This is a genomic window from Paenibacillus sp. FSL H8-0332, assembly GCF_037963835.1.
Lineage (GTDB): Bacteria > Bacillota > Bacilli > Paenibacillales > Paenibacillaceae > Paenibacillus_AQ > Paenibacillus_AQ rhizoplanae.
Genome location: NZ_CP150145.1, coordinates 3,800,813 through 3,822,527 on the forward strand (window position 1 = coordinate 3,800,813; position 21,715 = coordinate 3,822,527).

The following is a 21,715-nucleotide window of genomic DNA, read 5'->3' on the forward strand; positions in this document are numbered from 1 at the left end:
GCTCACTGTTTCGTTCAGGCACTCGTCTTAGCATTATCAGCTTTTTAAGCAGCCATCATCTTTTCTCTCATTTGAAGGAGCATTTCGATAAGTTCTTCACGACCGATGAGACGCACATTATTTGACTTTGCAAGTTTGTAAGCTTGTTCAGTATAATCTCTGTTAGTAACAACCCAAGCAGCTGAAGCGCCGTAATGCGAAACTGTCCCTCGTACCTCCTGTACTGCTTTCAGACCAACATTCTTACTGTAGCGTTTAGCCTGAACGACAATTCGTTTCCCGTCTTTGGAAAGAACCAAATCTGCACCATAGTCACCAGCAGCCTTTGTAACCTCCGCTATTAAAAAAGCTTAGCTTCTACAAAGTCTATCATGGTTGAACTTTTATAATCTTCTCCTAAAGTTGTGAACTCAATTCTTAATTTAAGTACACCAGACATATCCAAATTGATTTCTTTTGGCAAATCTCCACCTAACATTTCAGATGAATAGTATACTTCCTTCCCATCCGCAATAAATTTAACTGTTCCTGGATTAGCACTATCTTTGGAATGATCATCAATACCAATATATCCAGTGAGCTTTTTGTACTTACCATTTAAGTTGTATTCGATAGATCCGAGGCCCTTATTGGACATAAAAAACCTATTTTCCAAGCCTATGCCGTGTAAATACTTATTATCACTGATACTGAATTCACCGCTATACGCTTTTGTTGGATCTCCAACCTCAACCCATTTGTCAAAATGGAATACAGCAGCATCTTTGTCTGTACGAGCATAAGAAATATCAGATAAGTACTTAAATGTCCCTTCTTTCTTTCCAACCCAAGCTGTTTTGCTCTTACCATCATAGGTAAAATCTTTACCTGAATTTTTAGCAAAAGAACTTGCTGAGACGTACAATTGTCCGTTATAGATAATTGATTGTGAGGATTGTTTCTCAACGCCATTAAACATGTACTTTATATTCTCCAGTACAACGTTCAACTTAACATTTGTTCCGGCATACACTGTAGAACCTGCTACCAATGAACCAATTGTAAGTCCAACCATTAATCCTTTAAACTTATCCTTCATTATGCTACTCTCCTATGAATCAGTATGTATTTCCTAAAACATGGATTCGACAAAAAAACACCTATTCCTTTCAAATAATTCAGGGAATTTTTGAAGATTCATCATAAACGAAAAAGCGAGAGAAGGTACGCCCCGGTAAAGCGCCGCAGGTGCGGCCGTGCGCGTCACTCTCGCCTGATTTCCAAAGTACAAATATATCATGCTGTAACCCTAATGAACGGCCATTGTGCGGTCAATTTATTTGGGGTCGCCGTATTACGCATGTCAAGGACAAGGACGATGTTACGAAGGTCCTGACTAAGAAAAAACCGGGAATGTTCGGAACGGAGCAAGAACGTTGATATAGACTAAGCATGTTCTCCCAGATCATATCTGCCGGGCTCATGGTTTCAACAATCTCACGGATCTCCATATATTCGGGGTCCTGAGGCATGAACTTGCTGAAGAATCCGTGCTTTAGCGCCTTCTGATTCTCTTCAGGCCCGCCCTTACCACCTTTGTTCCCTTTCGCATTTATATTTCCTTTTGGCGCACCTCGACGCCCTGCTGTCTCAGGAATGTCTTTCCATTTTACGGTACTTTTCCATTTGCGGACTAGTGATGGGCTGACCCCTAAATCCTTCGCTATTTCGCTCGGTTTCCTCTGCCATCCACTCTTCAGCCATATCTTCAGCGCCTTTTCACGATCCGGGCTTTTCTCCCTTGTCAACTATCCTCACCTCGGCCCTACTACATATTTGAGTTGGATTCACTTTTCAAAGGTCTAAATAGGTCAAACGTTACTAATGAAAATAAGCCTCAGATTGAACTCAGGCTTGGGCTGCTTGCTGTATTCTACTAATATTTGTTAATTGAATTCACTTTAATATATATTGTATGTTATTCGTAAAGTACGGATTTTCATTGATGTGATTTGTTTTGTTCTTTACTCCCTCAAATGAATTCATCATGACCCTATTGTAGTTCATTCGTTAGAGTTCAAAGTCCTCTAAAGCATCGTCTAGGGTATCCTGTAGTAGCCCTACATACCTCAGAGTCACCTTTTCCTCCGAATGATTGAAGTGATCCATTAGTAACGCTATGTCCTTCGTTTCAAGGTACAATCTCTAACCGAATGTCTTTCTCATGGAGTGAGTACCGAACTCTTCGAGATTAAGTTCTTTGGCGGCGCCTCTAATGATTTTGTACGCCATGTTTGGCGTGATCGGATATGCTTTACCTCTTTTACGCTTCCTGCTGGGAAATAAATATTCAAAATCGGCTTTGTCTTTGATGTAGGCATCTAGTGCTTTCCGAAGTGATTTTCGAATAAGCACACTCTTTATTTTCTTGGTCTTTTTTTCGGTTATCGTTATGTGCGTCCCTTTAACATCGCGGACTGTCAGGGGAAGAATGTCTGAAATACGAAAGCCTGTGTTAATTCCAACAAAAAACATGATGAAGTCACGGACGTTCTTGAAATACAAGTACTTCTTCATAGCATCTAATTTTTGGGGATCTCGTATTGGTTGTACGAATTTCATTTCATCACCTCCAATATAGAGTTAAGGAAAACTTTCCTGAGCAAAATAAAAAGCGCCTCGAAGGGCGCTCACGATGTAAATGAATATTTTGTTTTATTACCTAGCATTCGATTGTAATTATTGCATGTTATCTTTTATAGCTTTCACAGCATACTTCAAATCTTCAAGTTCGGAAACAATCTTGTACGTTTTTTCTGCAGCAGGTTCAATATTATCAAGCTTATTGTAAATTTTCCCTAAAAGATTAATCATAGTATTTGCCTGTTCCTCTGTCATAGTTATCACCTCTTTAAGATCTATTATCTTCTGAGAAGAACACTTGTGAATGTGCTTTATATCATAAAAACAGCCGATGGTGCTTGAGCGTAGAACTCTTATCAAGAGTTCCTCGTAGCACTACCCCCTTTAGAAGGCCATCGACTGTTTTTATGATGTCCAGAACTTATTAGTTCATCTGGACGGATTCGTTCTCGATCCATATCTTTAGCCGCTGAGATCACGGTCGCCAGGAAGTGGTAGGCATGAGCTGCGGGGTGATATGCCCGTCACAGATTACCGCAACCAGATATGGAATAGTAAGAAAGCTCTCGCCTCAGTATCTTTATTATATTTGGGACTCATGCTGGTACACTTCGGAATTCACACCATATTATGTTGTTGGGCAAAAAACTTCTCCAGTTATCTACTCGTCGCAGTTGTTGAGTTATCTTAGTCGATTTCACCATCTTTGATCCTGCCCCGTCCATAATCGATTGTTACGAAGTCTAAATCACCCTGAATATCAGCGTATTCGCCAGTGAAGCAATGGCGTAGTCTTTAGTCTGTTGATAGAGCATGTAACTTAATTTCTTCAAGCAAGATAAGGTCACGGAAGTGTGCAAAGCACTTCAGACTTCTACACTCACAAATATGGTAACCTTGTGATAATGTCCTCTTTTATCATAACTCCCCCTCAACTTCCCACAAATACAAAAAAGCCCCCAGCGCGTATAGCGCCAGGGGCTGCTGTATCCTAGTAAAGCGTCATGTACTGATCTCTTTCCCACTCGTGGACCTGGGTTCTATAGATATCCCATTCGATTTCCTTCAGCTCGTAGAAGTGGGCCAGGGCATGTTCGCCGAGGGCTTCGGTGATCACGTGGCTGCGGATCATTTCGTTCAGGGCTTCCTTCAGATCGGACGGCAGGCTTGGGATGCCTTCTTCAATCCGCTCTTCTTCGGACATGACATAGATGTTACGGTCAATCGGCGCTGGAAGATCCAGCTTACGCTTGATTCCATCGAGACCTGCCTTCAACATTACAGCCAGTGCAAGGTACGGGTTAGCCGCCGGGTCCGGATTACGAACCTCAACGCGTGTGCTAAGCCCTCTCGATGCCGGAATACGGATCATCGGGCTGCGATTGCTTGCAGACCATGCAACATAGCAAGGTGCTTCATAACCAGGAACCAGACGTTTGTAAGAGTTAACCGTCGGGTTGGTGATTGCAGCAAAAGCACGTGCATGCTTCAGAATCCCTGCCATGTAATAACGGGCTGTCTTGCTAAGACCCAGTTTATCGCTCTCATCGTAGAACATATTCTCGCTGCCATTGAACAGGGATTGGTGGGCGTGCATACCCGATCCGTTCATGCCGAACAAAGGCTTAGGCATAAAGGTTGCATGCAGGCCGTGATGACGGGCTATCGTCTTCACGACAAGCTTAAAGGTCTGAATCTGATCCGCTGCCTTGATGGCATCGGCGTATTTGAAGTCAATCTCATGCTGGCCGGAAGCCACTTCATGGTGGGAAGCTTCAACCTCAAAGCCCATTTCCTCCAATGTCAATACGATCTCACGACGGCAGTTCTCCCCAAGATCCATCGGCGCCAAATCGAAATATCCACCCTGGTCATTCAGCTCAGTGGTCGGATTGCCCTTCTCATCAGTTCTGAACAGGAAGAATTCCGGCTCAGGTCCAACGTTCATAGCAGTGAAGCCCATTTCTTCCGCTTCCTGCAGACAACGTTTGAGGATACCGCGCGGATCTCCGGCAAACGGTGTTCCGTCCGGCATGTACACATCACAAATCAAACGTGCTACACGGCTGTCTGTCACCCAAGGGAAGATTACCCAAGTGCTCAGGTCCGGAAACAGATACATGTCGGATTCTTCAATCCGCACATAACCTTCGATGGAAGAGCCATCGAACATCATTTTATTGTCGAGTGCTTTTTCAAGCTGGCTTACTGGAATCTCAACATTCTTGATCGTTCCCAGCAAATCGGTGAATTGCAGGCGAATAAACCGGACGTTCTCGTCCTTGGAAATGCGCAGAATATCCTCTTTAGTAAAGCTCACGTTACCCTCTCCCTTTCAACAGCTCTATATTATTTATTAAAAAACCGGGATAGCTCACCTTGGATTAGAGACACTTGTCCCGGTCTTTTACCGGAAACCAGCTCCTGCTTCAGCAGACGGTGAAGCTGCGAATCAGACAACTCTCTACGTCTCACCTCTGTGTCAGGGGTAATAACCGTAGCTTCTTCAGATTCCTTCGAGACAGGATTCATCACCTGCTTGATGCCGGCAATATTTACACCCTTCTCAATCAACGCCTTGATCTCAAGCAGACGTTCGACATCATTAAAAGAGAACAAACGCTGGTTGCCGGAGGTACGCGCAGGTACGATCAGGCTGTGCTGCTCATAATAACGAATTTGTCTGGCAGATAGATCAGTTAACTTCATTACGATTCCAATAGGGAATAATGCCATATTTCTGCGGATTTCATCACCCATGACTCATCCAACCTTCCAATGATCTTTTTCTCATCTCATTGTACATTTCCTAATATGGCGTGTCAATGGTATGTGAGTTTTTCTCACAGGATTTCTTTCACCCATTGTGAGATTAAGAGATCAAAGTGCCAGATGCATGGGATCAGGCTCCCCGAAGTATATCACATAGAGCAATCCTCACGCAAAATCACAGGCTGCTGCAAAGGCTGCGGCAAGCCTGTATTCGACATCACAGTCCCGTTATCCCGCTTCATGTCATGTTATGCTTCAATGACCCATTCCCCTTCTCCCGCCGGCGTCTCGAATCCGTTCAGGAAACGGGTCAGAATCTCCTCGGTAATGGTGAATGCCGCATTGGCGTCAAAGCGAGCGCTGCGGATGCGGAGCCTTCGGCGCAGCTCTTCCGGCTCTACCTTCAGGTGAACCAAAACCCACTGCCCGCCGTGCTGCTCGATCAGCTGTTTGTATTCGTCGCGTCTTCGCTGCTGCCAGAAACTGAAATCAACCACGACATGGCGCTTTCCGGCAAGCAGCTCTATTAGCTCCTTACGCAGCTTGCGTTCCGACTGCTCTTTGAAGGATTCATAAGCCTCTTCCGGGTAATCAAGGCCATAACGGCCATGGGTACTCCAGATATCCTCATCGATGGACAGCCGGGTGAATCCCTCCTGCTCCAGCTTGAGCGCAAAGGTCGTCTTGCCCGATCCCGCTACTCCACACATCATTACAGCAACCGGAGCTTCATTGTCCTGCTTTCTCTGGAGTAAGTTTTCAATAGCTGCTGCTTCCTGCAAGGTCTACTCTCCTCTCCAAGCCTGACATATGAACATAACGGTTTCTATGCCGCACAGATGCTACAGCAGCTTGCGCTCCCTCATGCTCTGCAGAGCCATTAACACCCCGTATTTTACATGGGAGTAAGTTAGTCCACCTTGCATATACCCGATATACGGAGCACGGATCGGCGCGTCCGCAGACAGTTCCAGACTTCCGCCCTGGATGAATGTCCCGGCAGCCATGATGACTGGATGTTCATATCCGGGCATGTCCCAAGGCTCAGGCACGACATGGCTGTCTACCGCTGCTGCGCGCTGAATACCTTGTACGAAGGCAATCAGATGCTCGGGTCCGTCAAAAGCCACCGCCTGGATCAGATCCGTGCGCGGTTCATGCCAGGCAGGCTTGGTGGTGAAGCCGCAGCGCTGGAATACCGCGGATGCGAAGACACTTCCCTTCACAGCCTGTCCCACCGTATGTGGAGCCATGAATAGACCTTGATACAAGCCGCGCGTCGTGCCGAGCATCGCTCCTACCTCCCCGCCGATTCCTGGTGCTGTCAGGCGGTAGGCCGCCAGTTCCACCAGCTCTGCGCGGCCGCAGATATAACCGCCGGTCTCGGCGATTCCGCCGCCGGGATTCTTGATCAGCGAACCGGCCACCAGATCAGCGCCTACCTGCGGCGGCTCCAGTGTCTCGGTGAATTCTCCATAACAGTTATCCACGAATACGATGACATCCGTTTTAATGGCTTTTACCCGTGCTGCCATCTCGCCAATCTCAGCGACCGTGAAGGACGAACGCCAGTCATAGCCGCGTGAACGCTGGATTCCGATGACCTTGGTCTTGTCGCTGATCGCCAAAGCGACTTCATCCCAGTCAACCTTCCCCTCTTCTGTCAGCGCAGTCTCACGGTAGCCGATGCCGAAATCCGCCAGAGAGCCAGTCCCATCCCCCGGCTTGCCAACTACCTTATGCAGCGTATCATAGGGGCGTCCTGTAATGTACAGAAGCTCATCTCCAGGCCGTAGCACACCGAACAGAGCTGTAGATATTGTATGAGTTCCTGAAGCAAAATGCGGCCGGACTAGCGCAGCTTCCGCACCGAATACTTCGGCATAGACCAGATCCAGCACCTCGCGCCCCCGGTCGTTGTAGGCATATCCGGTAGAACCCGCGAAGTGAAAATCACTCACATGCTGACGCTGGAAGGCTTCGATCACCTTCCACTGATTATGATCCACAATCCGGTCCAGCGCCTTAACCGCACCTTCGATTTCAAGCTCTGCAGCTTCCGCTGCCTGTAATAAATCCTCTGCAAATCCTGCCATGTCCCCTTTATCTCTCCTAACATTCCTGTATAATGATGTTCCGCTTCTGCATCAGGGAAAACCCGCACAGCAAAGCCTGCCTGGATCAATATCCGAAGCAGACTGTTGCAATGCGGGGCTATGAATGCTTCATTTCTAACCAGCCAAGTAAGCTCCAAACGGGGTCAGATAAGCAATTATTGCGGCTCCACGAATTCAGCCAGCTTGTAGCTCCATTTATCATAATCCTCTTTATTCAGCCTCACGTTATAGAGCACATCGCTGCCGTCGTAATTCTGTTCAAGCACCTCGCCCACCCGGTAGAGCAGAGAGGACAGATCCCCCCGGTCTCCGGGAATGCGGAAGATTAGAGTATCCCCGGCCAGCTGATCGCTGATGATCTCTGTGATCCGTGAGAGGTCGTCCTCATTAAAAGCACTGATCTTCAGGAAGCCCTCACCGGTCGGGAGCATTTCCAGTTGCTCCGGCTGACACAGGTCGGACTTGTTGAACAGAACGATCTGCGGTTTGCCTGCCGCGCCCAGATCCTGCAGAATCGTCTGAACGACCTGCATCTGTTCCTCACGCATCGGAGATGAGGCATCCACCACATGCAGCACCAGATTGGCTTCATTCACTTCCTCCAGGGTAGCGCGGAAGGAGGCTACGAGATCATGCGGCAGATTCTGAATGAAGCCGACGGTGTCCGTAAGCACGACCTCCTTGCCGCCTGGAAGCTGAAGCACACGTGAGGTAGGATCAAGGGTTGCGAATAGCTGGTTCTCGATGTACACATCGGCATCGGTCAGCTGCTTCAGCAGCGTGGATTTGCCGGCGTTGGTATAGCCAACAAGCGCCACCTGAACCGCACCGCTCTTGCGGCGGTTTTCGCGGTGCAGCCCTCGGGTCTTAACCACCTCGTCCAGATGGCGCTTCAGCTCGGTAATCCGGTCACGGATATGCCGGCGGTCCGTCTCCAGCTTGCTCTCTCCGGGACCTCTCGTACCGATTCCGCCTCCCTGACGCGACAGATTCTTGCCTTGCCCGGACAGGCGCGGCAGCAGATAAGACAACTGGGCCAGTTCCACCTGGATGATCCCTTCCCGGGTCTTCGCGCGTCCGGCGAAGATATCGAGAATCAGCTGCGTACGGTCAATGATTTTGAGATCCAGCGCCTCTTCCAGATTGCGTACCTGCGCCCCGGACAGCTCCTGATCGAAGATGGCGGTATTCGCGCCAAGCCCGTCAGCGGCCATGCGAAGCTCTTCCACCTTGCCTTTACCGATAAACCATCTCGAATCCGGGGTCTCCTTATTCTGCCGCAGTACATCCAGCACCTCTACCCCGGCAGTCTCGGCTAATTGTACCAGTTCCTGAAGCGAAAGCTCTGGATCTATGCCCGTGCGTTTAATTTTGTCCGTAACCAGACTGACAAGGATCGCGCGGTCCTGCATTTCGGTCTCTGTATCATGTGTTGTAATTGCCATTCATTCCATGCTCCTTATCTATTCTTCCTATACTATCCTTTGAAATCCTCAATCCGCAGCGTCATCAGCTCCTGCTTGCCCGGACTTGTGCTCTCATATTGGTTCAGTAACCGTACAGCCTGTGCACGTACAGCCTTCTCAATACTATTGCGTACAAACCTTGCATTGCTGAAAGCGTGCAGACTCTCTGTCTTCTCCGTAAGCAAATGCTGCTTAAGTCTGAGTATGGCCTGCGGCATCAAAATATAATCACGGTCCTTGGCCATCAGCTCGGCAATCTGCAGCAGCTGGTCGATGGTATAATCGGGAAATTCTACCTGGATCGGAAACCGCGAGGGCAGACCCGGATTGCTCATCAGAAAATAATCAATCTCGCCGGAATACCCGGCCAGAATCAGTACAAACTGGCTGCGGTGGTCCTCCATCGATTTCACTAATGTATCGATGGCCTCCTTGCCGAAATCCTTGTCTCCGCCGCGGGCCAGACTGTAAGCTTCATCGATAAAAAGAATGCCGCCGAGCGCTTTTTTAACCAGATCCCGTGTCTTCTGGGCCGTATGTCCGATATATTCGCCTACCAGATCAGCGCGCTCTACTTCGATCAGATGCCCTTTGCTGAGCACACCCATCCGCTGGAACAACTTCGCCACAATCCGGGCAACCGTGGTTTTGCCTGTCCCCGGATTGCCCTTGAATACCATATGGTAGGCCTGGCCTCCGGTGGCAAGTCCGGCTTCACTGCGCATCTGGGCCACCTGCAGCAGGGCATAGATCTCGAAGACCAGCTCTTTGATGTTATCCAGACCTACAAGTGCATCCAGTTCCCGGCTCAGCTCCTGGAACAGTCCGCTGTGACTGCCGGTCTTGGGAGTTGCCGTGCCGCCAACGCTATCAGCCGGCAAGCCGGACACCGGGGCCGGAGCCTGATTATTCAGCACAATATTAATCTGCCTGGACGGTCTGCGTTCTTCCCGTCCACTGCTTGCCGCCGCTACATGTCCGTTCACCTAGTTCACCTCATTATACAGGTCTGACTTGCTCTAACCAGTCTATTCCAGTATAAAAGGCGTTATTAGCAGTTTTGGAAATTAGCAGATTTACAGCGACAGCTCCTGGAATTTCCATTTGGTGTAGGCCAGGATTTCGCGGGGCTTATACTTAAGCATCGACATCACTTTAGACTCCGTCACACCAAGCTCAGGGTTCTTATACCCCAGCTTACGCGCAATCTCCAAGGCGCGGCGGCCATGGAAATCATGGGTAATTACGACGGCTGAAGACAATCCCTCCTGCTGCATGACTGTCTTACTGAAGAGAAGGTTCTCGTAAGTGCTGGTAGACTGGTCCTCCAGATTGATCAACTTGTCCGGTACTCCATGGGCAACCAGATACCTCTTCATGCCTTCGGCTTCTGTGTACTTATACTCCGGCTGATCCAGCCCTCCGGAGACGACAAAATGGCTGAATGCACCAGATTTATACAGCTCAAGCGCATAATCCAGCCTTTCCTTCAGCCCCGGACTCGGTTCATCCCCCCACATCGACATCCCCAGTATGATACCGGCATCTGCCTTCACCAGGGGTGAGGTGGTTGCTGCACTGTTAATTCTGTTAAAGACTACTCCGCACCAGATGAATCCCGCCACAATCAGTACCAGCAGCGAAACCGTCAGCACCCTCTTCGTACGGTGATGGCGCTTGCGCGACACTTTGCGGATCGGGGATGAATCCCGTTGATAGACATACCAATCCATGATTTATTTCCTCCTAAATTCTCCGTGATGAAACAATTCGGCACGATGCTTCAGTGAAAGGGAGAAATACGGAAAGGCATGAGCGTCTATCGCACGCAGTATTGCATTGGCTGTCGACCAGGCTAACTGATAATCACTGTCCGTGATATCCTCCCGTTCCAGCGCTTCCTCCAGCTCATCCTCATCCAGCAAGAACACTTCACCGTTCCACAGCACTACAACATCCAGATACAGATCATCGAACCAGGGAACCCCTTGATCGGTCACGCCCTGGACCTTGCAGGTGTCGATATACCACTGCACAATATTTTGCCGTTCATCAAACATGGCCGTCACAATATAGTTACCGTCCTTGGGAAAATACTGCAGCCATGAATATCCCTTGTCCGCTATGCGGTATGTATGCCTGCCGTAACTCTTCCATAGCGGCTCTTTCAGCCCGTATATGGTGTAGAGTGTGATATAACCGCTGAATTCCCGGGTCTCCACATAGCGGCAGGCAAAATGGCGGCGGGTAATCCTGCGCCAATTGGCCCGGTCTCCGAATTTACGTTTCATATGAATAACCCTCTTCTGATAATGTTGCCTTCAGCTTAACACATTTTGCAGAGACACTCAAAACAAGTGTTACCGGCATTACGGCAAAAAGCTGAAGAAAACCCCGACCTCCGGCAATTCTGCATAGCGCAGAGCTCCCGGAGCTGTCAGGGTTATCGTTAATGCTATGAATTTGACTTCATGTCAGTCTAATGCACATTGCCGGGTCCTTCGACAAAACCGCTGCCCGGATCACTTGCCGGATCGGTTCCGGCATTCGGGTCAGGGATGATTCCGGGATCGACAATACCGCTCGTCGCCTCCGGTGCCGGTGTCGCTAACGGCTCTGGCGTGGCTGGCGCAGGCGGCGGTGTCATCTCAGGCGGGGATGTGGCTGCTCCGCTGCCGTTATCCCCTCCTTGGCCATTGCCGTTATTACCTGGACCGTGATTACCTGGACCATTATTACCTGATCCGTTATTCCCAGGTCCATTGTCTGGCGGATTGCCGCCGTTCTCTCCATTTCCCGAATTGCCGCCGTTATCGGGGTTATCCGTAGGCAGATTCGGGTCAGGTGTCACCTCTGGCTCTGGAGTCTGAAGCTCATCCTGGACAGACACTGTTACAGTCCCGGACGGCTCGCTCTCCTGGTCAAGCTCCTGATAATACGCGGTAACATAATATTCGTAAGACAGTCCCGGCATCGCACTGATGTCCCCGATATTCGAAGCCATAGTGTTCATGAGCGGGGTGAAGTCTGCTTCAGACGTCTCGCGGCGGTAAATACGGTATTCTACACCGCTGGCCGCAGCAGGATTCCAGCTCATATTGACCGTCATCGTGGATGGATCATACGCAGCCTGGAAGCCCGTTACTGCCGATACCGCTTCAGGCGTCGGCGTAGCCTCTACCTCTACAGCAGCGCCCTTCGGTACCGGGAACTGCTTGGCAGGTACACCTTCGAGCGCCTTCTCCATGACCTTGCCCCAGAAGGCAGCGGCCAGCGGACTGCTGTTCTTCAGCAGATGGGTCTTGCTCGGCTTGTCGTAGCCCATCCATACCGCTGCCGTCCATTCCGGCGTATAGCCGACGAACCAGACATCACGGTTCGAGCTGATGCCCTTATATCCGCTTTGTGTTGTACCGGTCTTACCGGCTACCGGACGGTTAATTTTTGCTTTTTTACCTGTACCGTCCTGTACAACACGTTGCATCATCTCTGTCATCTGATAAGCCGTCTGTTCACTCATTACACGGTCTGGCTTGGTGTTTGCCTTGTAGACAGTCTTATCATCAGCATCAGCTATAGACTTGATGGCATATGCCTCCCGCAGCTCTCCGCCATTGGCAAAGGCACTGTAGGCCTGGGCCATCTCCAGCGTATTCGTCCCTTTACTCATACCCCCGAGGGCAAGAGACAGGTTCTTGTCTTCATCCTTCAGATCGATGCCCAGCTTCTTAGCGAACTGGAAGCCGGTATTCACACCGATCTCATTCAGCAGCCAGACTGCCGGAATATTCTCCGACTTCGTCAGCGCATCGCTCATACTGATCGACTTCGAGTATCCGTGCAGGTTGTTCGGACAATATTTGCCGAAGCACTGCTTCTCATTGCTCAGCATGGAATCATTCGTGAATTTGCCGGATTCCAGTGCCGGTGCATAGGATACCAGGGGCTTGAAGGCAGACCCCGGTGAGCGGCGGCTGCCGTCGATCCGGCTGTAGCCTTTTTTCTCATAATTACGTCCGCCCATCAAGGCTACAACGCTGCCGTTCTCCTGATTCACAATGGTCATCGAGCCTTGTACCAGCTCATCGTCCACACTTTTCTCAAAGTTATCACTATCGGCAAAAGCATCCTCAATCGTCTCCTGGGCATGCTTATCCATGGTTGTATAAATCTTGTACCCGCCGATGTTGAGATCATCCTCGGTCAGCCCGAATTTGTCCTCAGCCTCACCAATCGCATAATCAATGAATGCCTGGTAACGCTGCTTCTTTTCAGGCGGCTTGTAGTTGTAATCCACGACCTTAGCCTCGTCCATTTGCTCCTTGGTAATCTTTTTCTGATCATACATCAGCTGAAGCACAACACCGCGGCGTTCCTTCGACAGCTCGGGATTGCGCAGCGGATTATAGCGGGAAGGCCCCTTAGGCATTGCAGCCAGCGTAGCCATTTCCCACAGCTTGAGATCTTTCAGATTCTCCTTGCCAAAGTATCGGATGGAAGCGGCCTTGATCCCATAGATGGTTCCGCCGAAAGGAATCCGGTTCAGGTACATCTTAATGATGTCTTCTTTGGTTTCGTTCTTCTCGAGTGCTACAGCAATCGAAACCTCGGTCGCTTTGCGGAAAAAGGTCTTATCCCGGGTCAGGAAGATATTCTTCGCCAGCTGCTGGGTGATCGTACTCCCGCCTTCAACCATGCTGCGTGCCGCAATATCCTTGACAGCCGCGCGTCCAATGGACCAGAGATCCACCCCGTTGTGCTCGAAGAACCGTTTATCCTCGGTCGCCACAAACGCGGTAATCAGCAGCTCGGGAATATCCTGGTATTCCACCGGATCACTCTTCTCCAACGACAGCTCGCCGATCAGATTGCGGTTCCGGTCAAAGATCTGCGTCGGCGGATTCACCGTCAGCTTGTCCCTGTTCTCATCCAGCAGCTTCTGCCCGTTCAGCATGATGAACAAGTAACCGCCCAGCGCACAAAAAATAGCCAGCGCAACTGAAAAAAACAAACTCCACAGCACACGTTTTTTGGTTAAGAATCTTTTCTTTTTTTTCTTCGGCTTCCCTTGAGAGCTCGGCGGCTGACTTCCTCTGTTTCTGTTGCCGCCGCTCCGGGTTAGTTGGTCTCTGGACATGCTGCCTCCTGACTCCCTTAACGGAAAAAACATAAATGATGTTCACGAATGAAAAGAACAACCTTCTCAGGTTGCTCTCTCGCACTCTCTATTCAAACGATTTATAAACAAAAAGGTTTCGCTTCAAGACGGTAAAATCTTAATTCTCGCTATTGTTCTCCTGCATCAGTGATACGCTTCGTTGCGGAGTAAACGTGGAAATCGCATGCTTGTACACCATCTGCTGGCGTCCGTCACTGTCGATGACAATGGTGAAGTTGTCGAAGGCTTTGATAATTCCCCGGATTTGAAATCCGTTGGTCAAATATACTGTGGCAGGGATATTCTCTTTGCGCAGCTGGTTCAAGAACGTATCTTGAATGTTAATGGACTTGTTCATATGACGTACCCCCAATGGTTCAATTAGATTGTTCAGAAGTATATTCAAGACCTGTAAGAAACTTTCCTGCTATTATACCATTTATTTTTGCGAAATTCTCAGAAAAGTTTTGGCTCTCCAGGACGTCGATCCACTGAATCTCCTTCATGTGGCGAAACCATGACAACTGCCGCTTGGCAAACCGGCGGGTATCACGCTTCAGCAGCACTACGGCTTCTTCCAGCGTCATCTCCCCCTCCAGGTAGGCGGCAATTTCCTTATAGCCCAGACCCTGCATAGACACAAGACTCCTGCCGTAGCCTTGATCCAGCAGCTGCTGGACCTCAAGCACGAGGCCATCCGCCAGCATCTGATCAATTCGCTCTTCAATACGTTTATATAGTATTTCCCGGTCCATTGTCAAACCGATCAGGCATAAATCGTAGGGTGACTCCTTGTTCTGGTCAGCAAGTGAGTCGGATAACGGGACGTTCGTCTGGTGATAAATCTCCAGCGCGCGGATGATCCGCCTGCGGTCATTGGGATGCAGCCGCTCCGCGCTGACCGGGTCTACCGCTGCCAGACGGGCATGTAAGGCATCAGCCCCATGCTCTTCGGCATAGGCCTCCTGCTGCTTGCGGAACGCCTCGTCAGCCACTGCTTCGGAGAAGCGGAAGCCGTAGCATAACGATTCAATATACAGTCCTGTTCCGCCCACAATAAAAGGCAGCTTGCCTCTCGCGCTAATCTCCTCGATCAGCCGGGCCCCCTGCTCCTGGAATTCAGCCGTAGAATACGCATCCTGCGGATCATGAATATCAATCAGATGATGGGGGATGCCCTTCATTTCCTCAGGCGTGATTTTGGCCGTACCAATATCCATCCCGCGGTAGACCTGCATCGAATCCCCGGAGATGATCTCGGCTCCGTGGGCTTCGGCCAGCTCCAGACTCAGTCTGGTTTTTCCGACCGCAGTCGGACCCAGCAGTACAAGCACTTTGCGTTTAGTCTTAGTTGTCAATGGTAATCACCCCGTACGATGTTTTGGCATTGGCCCGCAGTAGCTCCTTGAAGCCCAGCCGGTTAAATTCTCCGCTCAGCGCCTTCTCTTTGAGCAGCACTGTCTTGCGGGCCACTCTGGTTGCCTCAGCCACGCTATCAGCTGATAATGCAGCAGGATTGGCGAATTGCCGCAGCGGCGAGATCGCCGCCGAATCCGTCAGCGGCACCCGGAACATCGGGTCGAAGTAGACAATGTCGATGCTCTTGTCCGGCTGGGCCCGCAGGTATTCCAGATGGTCCCCGTGCTGTACATCAATCCGGCGCAGCGCTTCGTTCACCTTGATCTGACCGGACACATACCCGCTCATCCCTTCCAGCAGGAGGGCATACAGCGGCAGCGAGCTCTCCAGTGCCGTCACCTTGGAGGTTTCCCCTCCGGTGACAGCGAAGAGCAGCGAATCCGCTCCAAGTCCGGCCGTGCAGTCCAGCACGCTGTCGCCGGGTAGCATACCTGCGGCATCAATCATAGGGTCCGGCTCACCTCTTAAGATTCTTTTAGCGCGGACAAACCCCATGCTGGGATGGAATTCCATCGGCGGCATTCCCGGCGTAATCAGCCGGACCGCCTCCTGGAGGACCACCAGAATCTGTTCGTCCCCGTAATGCTCCACCAGCTTGCTCATCGAGAATTTCGCTCTCGGAGCATAGGCGCAGCCTGTGCGGTCCGCAAGCTCCCGGGCCCGGGCCACCACTTGCGGTATCGGGTCAAAGCCCGTGGTTATAATCATGTTGCCTCCGATCCTGCACTCTATAAATGTACAATATAGCCACTACATAACGCGCTTAAACAGCTTCTCCAGATCATAGGCCGAGAAAGAGACAACGATCGGACGTCCATGCGGGCAAGTATAAGGCTGACGGCAAGCCGCGAGCCTGGTGAGGAGCGATTCCACTTCCAGTTCTGTAAGCTTCTGGTTGGCTTTGATTGAAGCCTTGCAGGAGCAGAGAATGGAGGATTTCTCACGCAGCTTGGCGAGGTCAATCGACCGTTCGCTCAGCACCCACTCTGCCATCTCTTCGATTACCGCCTTCTCGTCCCCTTCCGGGAACCAGTACGGTAAGGAACGGACCAGGAAGGTCTGTCCGCCAAAATGCTCAAGCACAACCCCCGCCTGCTCGAACCAGTGCAGCCGTTCACTGAGCTGCCTGCTCTCCGAAGGCGTGAACTCCAGCGTAATCGGCAGCAAAAGCTCTTGTGAGGCATCTTCCGGCTTGCCGAATTTCTCGTAATAAAATTCATAATTCACCCGCTCATGCGCAGCGTGCTGGTCAATCAGGTACAGCCCGCTGTCATTCTGGGCGATAATATAAGTTCCGTGATGCTGGCCGATATAATTCAGTTCGGGAAACTGCGGAAGACCCGAGCCGGTCTGCTCCGCAGGAGCGTATAACTCTCCGGCCGCCTGCTGCTGCCCCCTTCCAGCGATGGCTGCCTGAGGACGGTAGCTGTCACGGGGGCCGGAGGATGGCTGGCGGTATGAACCCTGGGCGGCGCTTCCACCGCTGTATGCAGCGGCCGTCTCTCTGGCCTGCTGCTGCTCCTGTGCATTGCTGCCAGTATAAGGCTGGGTATTCCCGGATGCTTGGGAAGCAGCATAAGGGTCTCCAGCGGCTCCAGCGGCAGGGTCCTTTAATGGACCAGCGCTTCCAGAGAACGGAGCACCGCTCCGTCCGCTGGAGGGAGGCTGGTTGCCCCCTGCGACGCCAGCTCCGCCAGGCATTCCCTGGCCGTAGCTGCGCGGATCTGCTGACTTATCTGTGCCTCCCGCTTCCGTACCTTGCTGAATACTGCCCGGAGCTGCGCCTTTGGAGAAGGCGAATTGCTCCTGAATGAATGAGCTGCTGTTCTTGCCGCCGATGATCTCCTTAGCGGGGCGCGGAATCAGGCTCTGGCCCATCAGCAGCGAGCGGAGCTGCTGCTCTATGAACCCGTACAGCTCGGGTTCTTTGCTGAAGCGTACTTCAAGCTTGGCCGGATGTACGTTGACATCCACCAGTGACGGGTGCATCTCCAGCTTCAGGACCAGCAGCGGATAACGGTTAATCGGCAGCAGCGTATGGTAAGCGCGCATGATAGCCGCGTTCAGTCCGTTGCTGCGGATGTAACGTCCCCCGACCAGCGTCGTCACCGCATTGCGGTTCGAGCGTGTCCACTCGGGGCGGCTGATGTAACCGGAGATCCGGAAGTCCGGATCTTCCGCCGACACAGGGAGCATGGCCTTAGCCGCTGAGGTGCCATATACAGCAGCAATCACCTGCAGCAGGTCTCCGTTGCCCAGCGTATGCAGCAATTGATTGCTGTTATGCTGGAGGGTGAAGGAGATATCCGGGTGGGCTAATGCCATCCGGTACATGGCATCCGAGATATGGCCCAGCTCGGTCTGGATGCTCTTCATATACTTCAGGCGGGCAGGCGTATTATAGAACAGCTCCCGCACGGTGAGATCACTGCCTTTACCGGAAGCGGCATCTTCATTACGGATCAGCCTGCCGCCCTCGATGTCCAGCACCCGCCCCTTCCCGTCGTCTCCGCTTGCGGTCAGCAGGGTCAGCTTCGATACCGCCGCGATACTCGCCAGCGCTTCTCCACGGAAGCCGAGGCTGGTGATCAGGAAGAGATCACGACCGTTTGCAATTTTACTTGTCGCATGGCGGTAAAATGCGGTCTCGCAGTCCTCCGGCTCAATCCCCGAGCCGTTATCCTTGACCCGGATACTCTGCAAGCCCCCCTCTTCCACAGAGACTTCAATGCGGGTGCTGCCCGCATCGATCGCATTCTCGACCAGCTCCTTCACTACAGAAGCAGGACGCTCAACTACCTCCCCGGCAGCAATCTGGTTGGCAATATGCTCATCCAGCACATGAATTTTAGCCATATTCGTTCACCCCGCATCGGTTTATTTTATAGATAGTGTTGAACATTAACGGACTGTAAAAGCCTTATTTGGATCAAAACAGCCCCTCTCGGGGACCGAACGGACTAGAGTGCGCTTATTTCCTCTCCAGCACAAACATGGGGTGAAATAACCTGACATAAGCGCCACTGTGTCCGCAAGCTTGCAAAAAGCATACTTCTATCAGGAATAAGGGCACCTCAGTCCGCACCGTGCTTTACTGTAAACAGATTGCTGTCAGCAATTCCGCTGAATTACAGCTCCCGGGCCTTCATCTTCAGCTCATTCAACAGGCCCATCGCCTGCAGCGGGGTCATGTTCATCAGATCCGCGCCCTGAACGGCCGAGATCAGCTCTTTCAGCAGCGGATTTTCTTTGACTGCCGGTGCTGCTGCCCCGCCCTTGCGGTTCTTGCGCGGCTCTTCCTCGCCAAAAATAGACAGCTGCACCACTTCATTGTCCTCTTCCTCAACAGGAGAAGCAAGGGATGCGGCAGCTTCCCGTTGTCCGGCAGCCATAGAAGCTGCTGCTTCGGGATACGGGTCCGAATGTGCTGGAGCTTGCGAGGTGCGTTCAGCCGAATAGGATTGGTTGCCTGTGGCAGCTACTTCCTTGGCATCCGGCGTCTGCGCAGCGATAGTCTGATTCTCCTGTATGACCGTTCCGCTCCCGCTCCGCTCACTGTAACTCGTGCCGTAATTCAGTGCTGTGCTGCCCGGCGGAGAAGCCTGCTCAATGCTCTGAAGCAGCCCGTAGGCCCGGTCGATAATCCCTTCTGGCAATCCAGCCAGCCTTGCACAATAGATCCCGTAACTGCTGTCCGCAGCTCCCGGCACCAGCTTGCGGAGGAAGTTGACCTTGTCTCCGCTCTCCTGCACCGCCATCGAATAATTCCGCAGACCGCTAAGACTCTGCTCCAGATGGGCCAGCTCATGGAAATGTGTGGAAACCAGCGCCTTGCAGGCAATGGTATCATGCACATATTCGATCACCGCCTGGGCAATCGCCATCCCCTCGCTGGTCGAAGTCCCCCGGCCCAGCTCATCGATGATGATCAGGCTGCGGGCGGTTGCTTTCTCGGTCATGACCTGAATGTCGGCCATCTCGACCATGAAGGTGCTCTGGCCGCCGATCAGGTCATCCGCTGCCCCGATCCGCGTAAAGATGCGGTCGATCAGTGCCACCTCGGCACTGGCCGCAGGCACGAAGCAGCCGATCTGGGCCATGATGCAGATGAGCGCCACCTGGCGCATATACGTGCTTTTGCCGGCCATGTTCGGTCCTGTTATCAGCAGGATATTGCCCTCATCCTTGCTGAGTGTGCTGCCGTTGGCAATGAATGCCGAATCCTTCAGCACCGCCTCGACTACGGGATGGCGTCCCCCTTCAATCCGCAGATCATAGCTGTCGGACAGCTTCGGCTTCACGAACCGGTGCTCGGCACTGACCGCTGCGAGGCATTGGTACACATCAATCTCGGCCACCTTCTCGGCCAGCGCCTGCAGGCGCGGAACCTGGCTGCTGATCCGCTCGCGCAGTTCGGTGAACAGGCTGTATTCCAGATCTGTCATCTTATCCTGTGCTTCCAGGATCAACGCTTCCTTCTCCTTCAGTTCCGGGGTCACATAACGCTCGGCATTCGCCAGCGTCTGCTTGCGCTCATAGCGGCCTTCCGGCAGCGAAGAGAGGTTGGAGCGGGTAATTTCTATATAGTAACCGAAAATTTTGTTATAGCCGATCTTGAGGGATTTAATTCCGGTAACCTGGCGTTCCTTCGCTTCAAGCTCTGCAATCCAGCGCTTGCCGCTGCTGCTGGCTTCCCGAAGCTCGTCCAGCCGTTCATGGTAACCCCCGCGGATGATTCCTCCGTCACGGACAGATACCGGTGCATCCTCAACAATCGCCCGTTCGATATCCTCTCGAAGCTCCGCGCATTCATCCATAGCTGCGCCAATCTCCCTTAGGGTAGCCGAGCCGGAGGTCAGGCACATCTCTTTGAGCGTCGGAATCTGTGCCAGAGACAGCTTCAAGGCATTCATATCCCGGCCGTTGGCGCTGCCGAAGGCAATACGCCCAACCAGCCGCTCCAGATCGTAGATTTCCTTCAGCGCCCCGCGCAGATCCTCGCGGACAATGAACTGGTTATACAGATAGTCGACAGCTTCCAGACGGCGCTCAATCGGCGCGCGCTGCAGCAGCGGCTTATCAATCCGGCGGCGCAGCAGACGGCCCCCCATCGAGGTCTCGGTGCGGTCGAGCAGCCAGAGGAGCGAGCCTTTTTTGGAGCGTTCCCTCACCGTTTCGGTCAGCTCCAGATTACGCCGGGTGAACGGATCGAGAATCATAAAATTCCCGGGCTCGTAAGGTGAAATCTGGGTGAGCTGTCCAAGGGAACGGCGCTGGGTCTCGCTGAAATAGGAGATCAGCAACGCCAGACACCGTCCGCGCTCCTTCTCCAGCCGGACCCAGGCCGCTTCGCCGAACTGGCGGCGGGCCAGCGCTTCCTCCTGCTTGTCCCACGGCGTATAGACCACAGGCTTGGCCAGCAGGGAAGCTTCACTGCGCAGCTGCTCAAGCAAGGCAGAATCGCCAATAATCTCCGCCGGCTCGTAGATTCCAATCTCGTCGCGCAGCCATTCGCTGCTGGAGAGAACCGATGTGACATACAGCTCACCTGTCGTCAAATCACAGGCAGCCAGTGCCATCATCCCGTCTTCCTCTGTTACGCAGACGAGGTAGTTGTTGCTTTTATCCGAAATGATCTTGCCGTCCATCACCGTACCCGGTGTAACGACCCGGACGATATCGCGGCGGACCATCCCTTTGGTCACCGCAGGATCATCCAGCTGCTCGCAGATCGCGACCTTGTAGCCCTTCTCGATCAGTCGCTGTATGTACCCTTCGGCCGCATGATACGGCACACCGCACATCGGGATTTTTTCCCCGATCCCGCCGTCGCGGCCTGTTAAAGTAATCTCAAGCTCTTTGGATGCAAGCAAGGCATCCTCGAAAAACATTTCATAGAAATCGCCCAGACGAAAGAAAAGGAAAGCGTCTTTAGCCCCTTCCTTTACTCTCAGATACTGCTGAATCATCGGCGTATAGTTTGCCATCGTCTACCTCCATGCCTACTTCATACTGTTCTCTATTATAGCAGAAACTCCGCTCCCCGGGTTACCCCCGGCATAACGGCAGCGGTTGCTAAAAGTTGGGGCGGGAGTTCAGGGCGGATGGCGGGCGGGTTGGCGCGTGGGGATTAGGGGTTTTGTGGGAGTGAGTGCGAGATG

At 52.0% G+C, this 21,715-nt stretch carries 17 protein-coding genes and 1 pseudogene; all 18 read right to left on the reverse strand.

Annotation, left to right across the window (positions count from 1 at the left end; translation table 11 throughout):
- Positions 1–44: 44 nt before the first annotated feature.
- The gene (locus tag NST43_RS16415) at positions 45–341 is read right to left on the reverse strand and encodes a restriction endonuclease (RefSeq protein ID WP_339225445.1); all 297 of its coding nucleotides are present in this window, start codon (positions 339–341) and stop codon (positions 45–47) included.
- Complete coding sequence (locus NST43_RS16420; RefSeq protein ID WP_339218133.1) at positions 341–1,078, reverse strand: NPCBM/NEW2 domain-containing protein; 738 nt, start codon at positions 1,076–1,078, stop codon at positions 341–343. Before NST43_RS16420 ends, NST43_RS16415 begins: the two co-directional genes overlap by 1 nt.
- Positions 1,079–2,049: 971 nt before the next feature.
- Positions 2,050–2,601: pseudogene (locus tag NST43_RS16425) on the reverse strand (tyrosine-type recombinase/integrase).
- Positions 2,602–2,718: 117 nt separating this feature from the next.
- Positions 2,719–2,877 carry a hypothetical protein gene (locus tag NST43_RS16430; protein ID WP_339218134.1) on the reverse strand — a complete coding sequence of 53 codons (159 nt, stop codon included), beginning with the start codon at positions 2,875–2,877 and terminating at the stop codon, positions 2,719–2,721.
- A gap of 736 nt (positions 2,878–3,613) precedes the next feature.
- Positions 3,614–4,942, reverse strand: a complete 1,329-nt coding sequence (glnA, locus tag NST43_RS16435) for a type I glutamate--ammonia ligase (RefSeq protein ID WP_209989681.1) — start codon at positions 4,940–4,942, stop codon at positions 3,614–3,616.
- 29 nt (positions 4,943–4,971) lie between these two features.
- The gene (locus NST43_RS16440) at positions 4,972–5,382 is read right to left on the reverse strand and encodes a MerR family transcriptional regulator (RefSeq protein ID WP_019910684.1); all 411 of its coding nucleotides are present in this window, start codon (positions 5,380–5,382) and stop codon (positions 4,972–4,974) included.
- Between the two features lie 260 nt (positions 5,383–5,642).
- Positions 5,643–6,176, reverse strand: a complete 534-nt coding sequence (locus NST43_RS16445) for an ATP-binding protein (protein WP_339218136.1) — start codon at positions 6,174–6,176, stop codon at positions 5,643–5,645.
- 60 nt (positions 6,177–6,236) lie between these two features.
- The gene (locus NST43_RS16450; RefSeq protein ID WP_339218137.1) at positions 6,237–7,490 is read right to left on the reverse strand and encodes a methionine gamma-lyase family protein; all 1,254 of its coding nucleotides are present in this window, start codon (positions 7,488–7,490) and stop codon (positions 6,237–6,239) included.
- A gap of 176 nt (positions 7,491–7,666) precedes the next feature.
- Positions 7,667–8,956 (reverse strand): GTPase HflX, encoded by a 1,290-nt coding sequence (gene hflX / locus NST43_RS16455; RefSeq protein ID WP_209989675.1) that lies wholly within the window; start codon positions 8,954–8,956, stop codon positions 7,667–7,669.
- 32 nt (positions 8,957–8,988) lie between these two features.
- Positions 8,989–9,963 carry an AAA family ATPase gene (locus NST43_RS16460; RefSeq protein ID WP_209989672.1) on the reverse strand — a complete coding sequence of 325 codons (975 nt, stop codon included), beginning with the start codon at positions 9,961–9,963 and terminating at the stop codon, positions 8,989–8,991.
- 90 nt (positions 9,964–10,053) lie between these two features.
- Positions 10,054–10,710: a YdcF family protein gene (locus tag NST43_RS16465; protein WP_339218139.1), complete on the reverse strand. Its 657-nt coding sequence runs from the start codon at positions 10,708–10,710 to the stop codon at positions 10,054–10,056.
- Between the two features lie 3 nt (positions 10,711–10,713).
- Complete coding sequence (locus NST43_RS16470) at positions 10,714–11,268, reverse strand: DUF402 domain-containing protein (RefSeq protein ID WP_209989668.1); 555 nt, start codon at positions 11,266–11,268, stop codon at positions 10,714–10,716.
- Positions 11,269–11,456: 188 nt separating this feature from the next.
- Positions 11,457–14,114, reverse strand: coding sequence for a PBP1A family penicillin-binding protein (locus NST43_RS16475; RefSeq protein WP_339218142.1), 2,658 nt, complete (start codon positions 14,112–14,114; stop codon positions 11,457–11,459).
- Between the two features lie 139 nt (positions 14,115–14,253).
- Positions 14,254–14,493 carry an RNA chaperone Hfq gene (gene hfq / locus NST43_RS16480; RefSeq protein WP_209989662.1) on the reverse strand — a complete coding sequence of 80 codons (240 nt, stop codon included), beginning with the start codon at positions 14,491–14,493 and terminating at the stop codon, positions 14,254–14,256.
- 19 nt (positions 14,494–14,512) lie between these two features.
- Positions 14,513–15,493: a tRNA (adenosine(37)-N6)-dimethylallyltransferase MiaA gene (gene miaA / locus NST43_RS16485; RefSeq protein WP_339218145.1), complete on the reverse strand. Its 981-nt coding sequence runs from the start codon at positions 15,491–15,493 to the stop codon at positions 14,513–14,515.
- The gene (locus tag NST43_RS16490; RefSeq protein WP_209989656.1) at positions 15,483–16,262 is read right to left on the reverse strand and encodes a class I SAM-dependent methyltransferase; all 780 of its coding nucleotides are present in this window, start codon (positions 16,260–16,262) and stop codon (positions 15,483–15,485) included. The genes miaA and NST43_RS16490 overlap by 11 nt, the downstream gene beginning before the upstream one ends.
- Positions 16,263–16,304: 42 nt before the next feature.
- A complete protein-coding gene (mutL, locus tag NST43_RS16495) occupies positions 16,305–18,410 on the reverse strand; it encodes a DNA mismatch repair endonuclease MutL (protein WP_339218147.1) in 2,106 nt (701 codons plus the stop codon).
- Between the two features lie 272 nt (positions 18,411–18,682).
- Positions 18,683–21,541, reverse strand: coding sequence for a DNA mismatch repair protein MutS (mutS, locus tag NST43_RS16500; protein ID WP_339218149.1), 2,859 nt, complete (start codon positions 21,539–21,541; stop codon positions 18,683–18,685).
- Between the last annotated feature and the right edge of the window lie 174 nt (positions 21,542–21,715).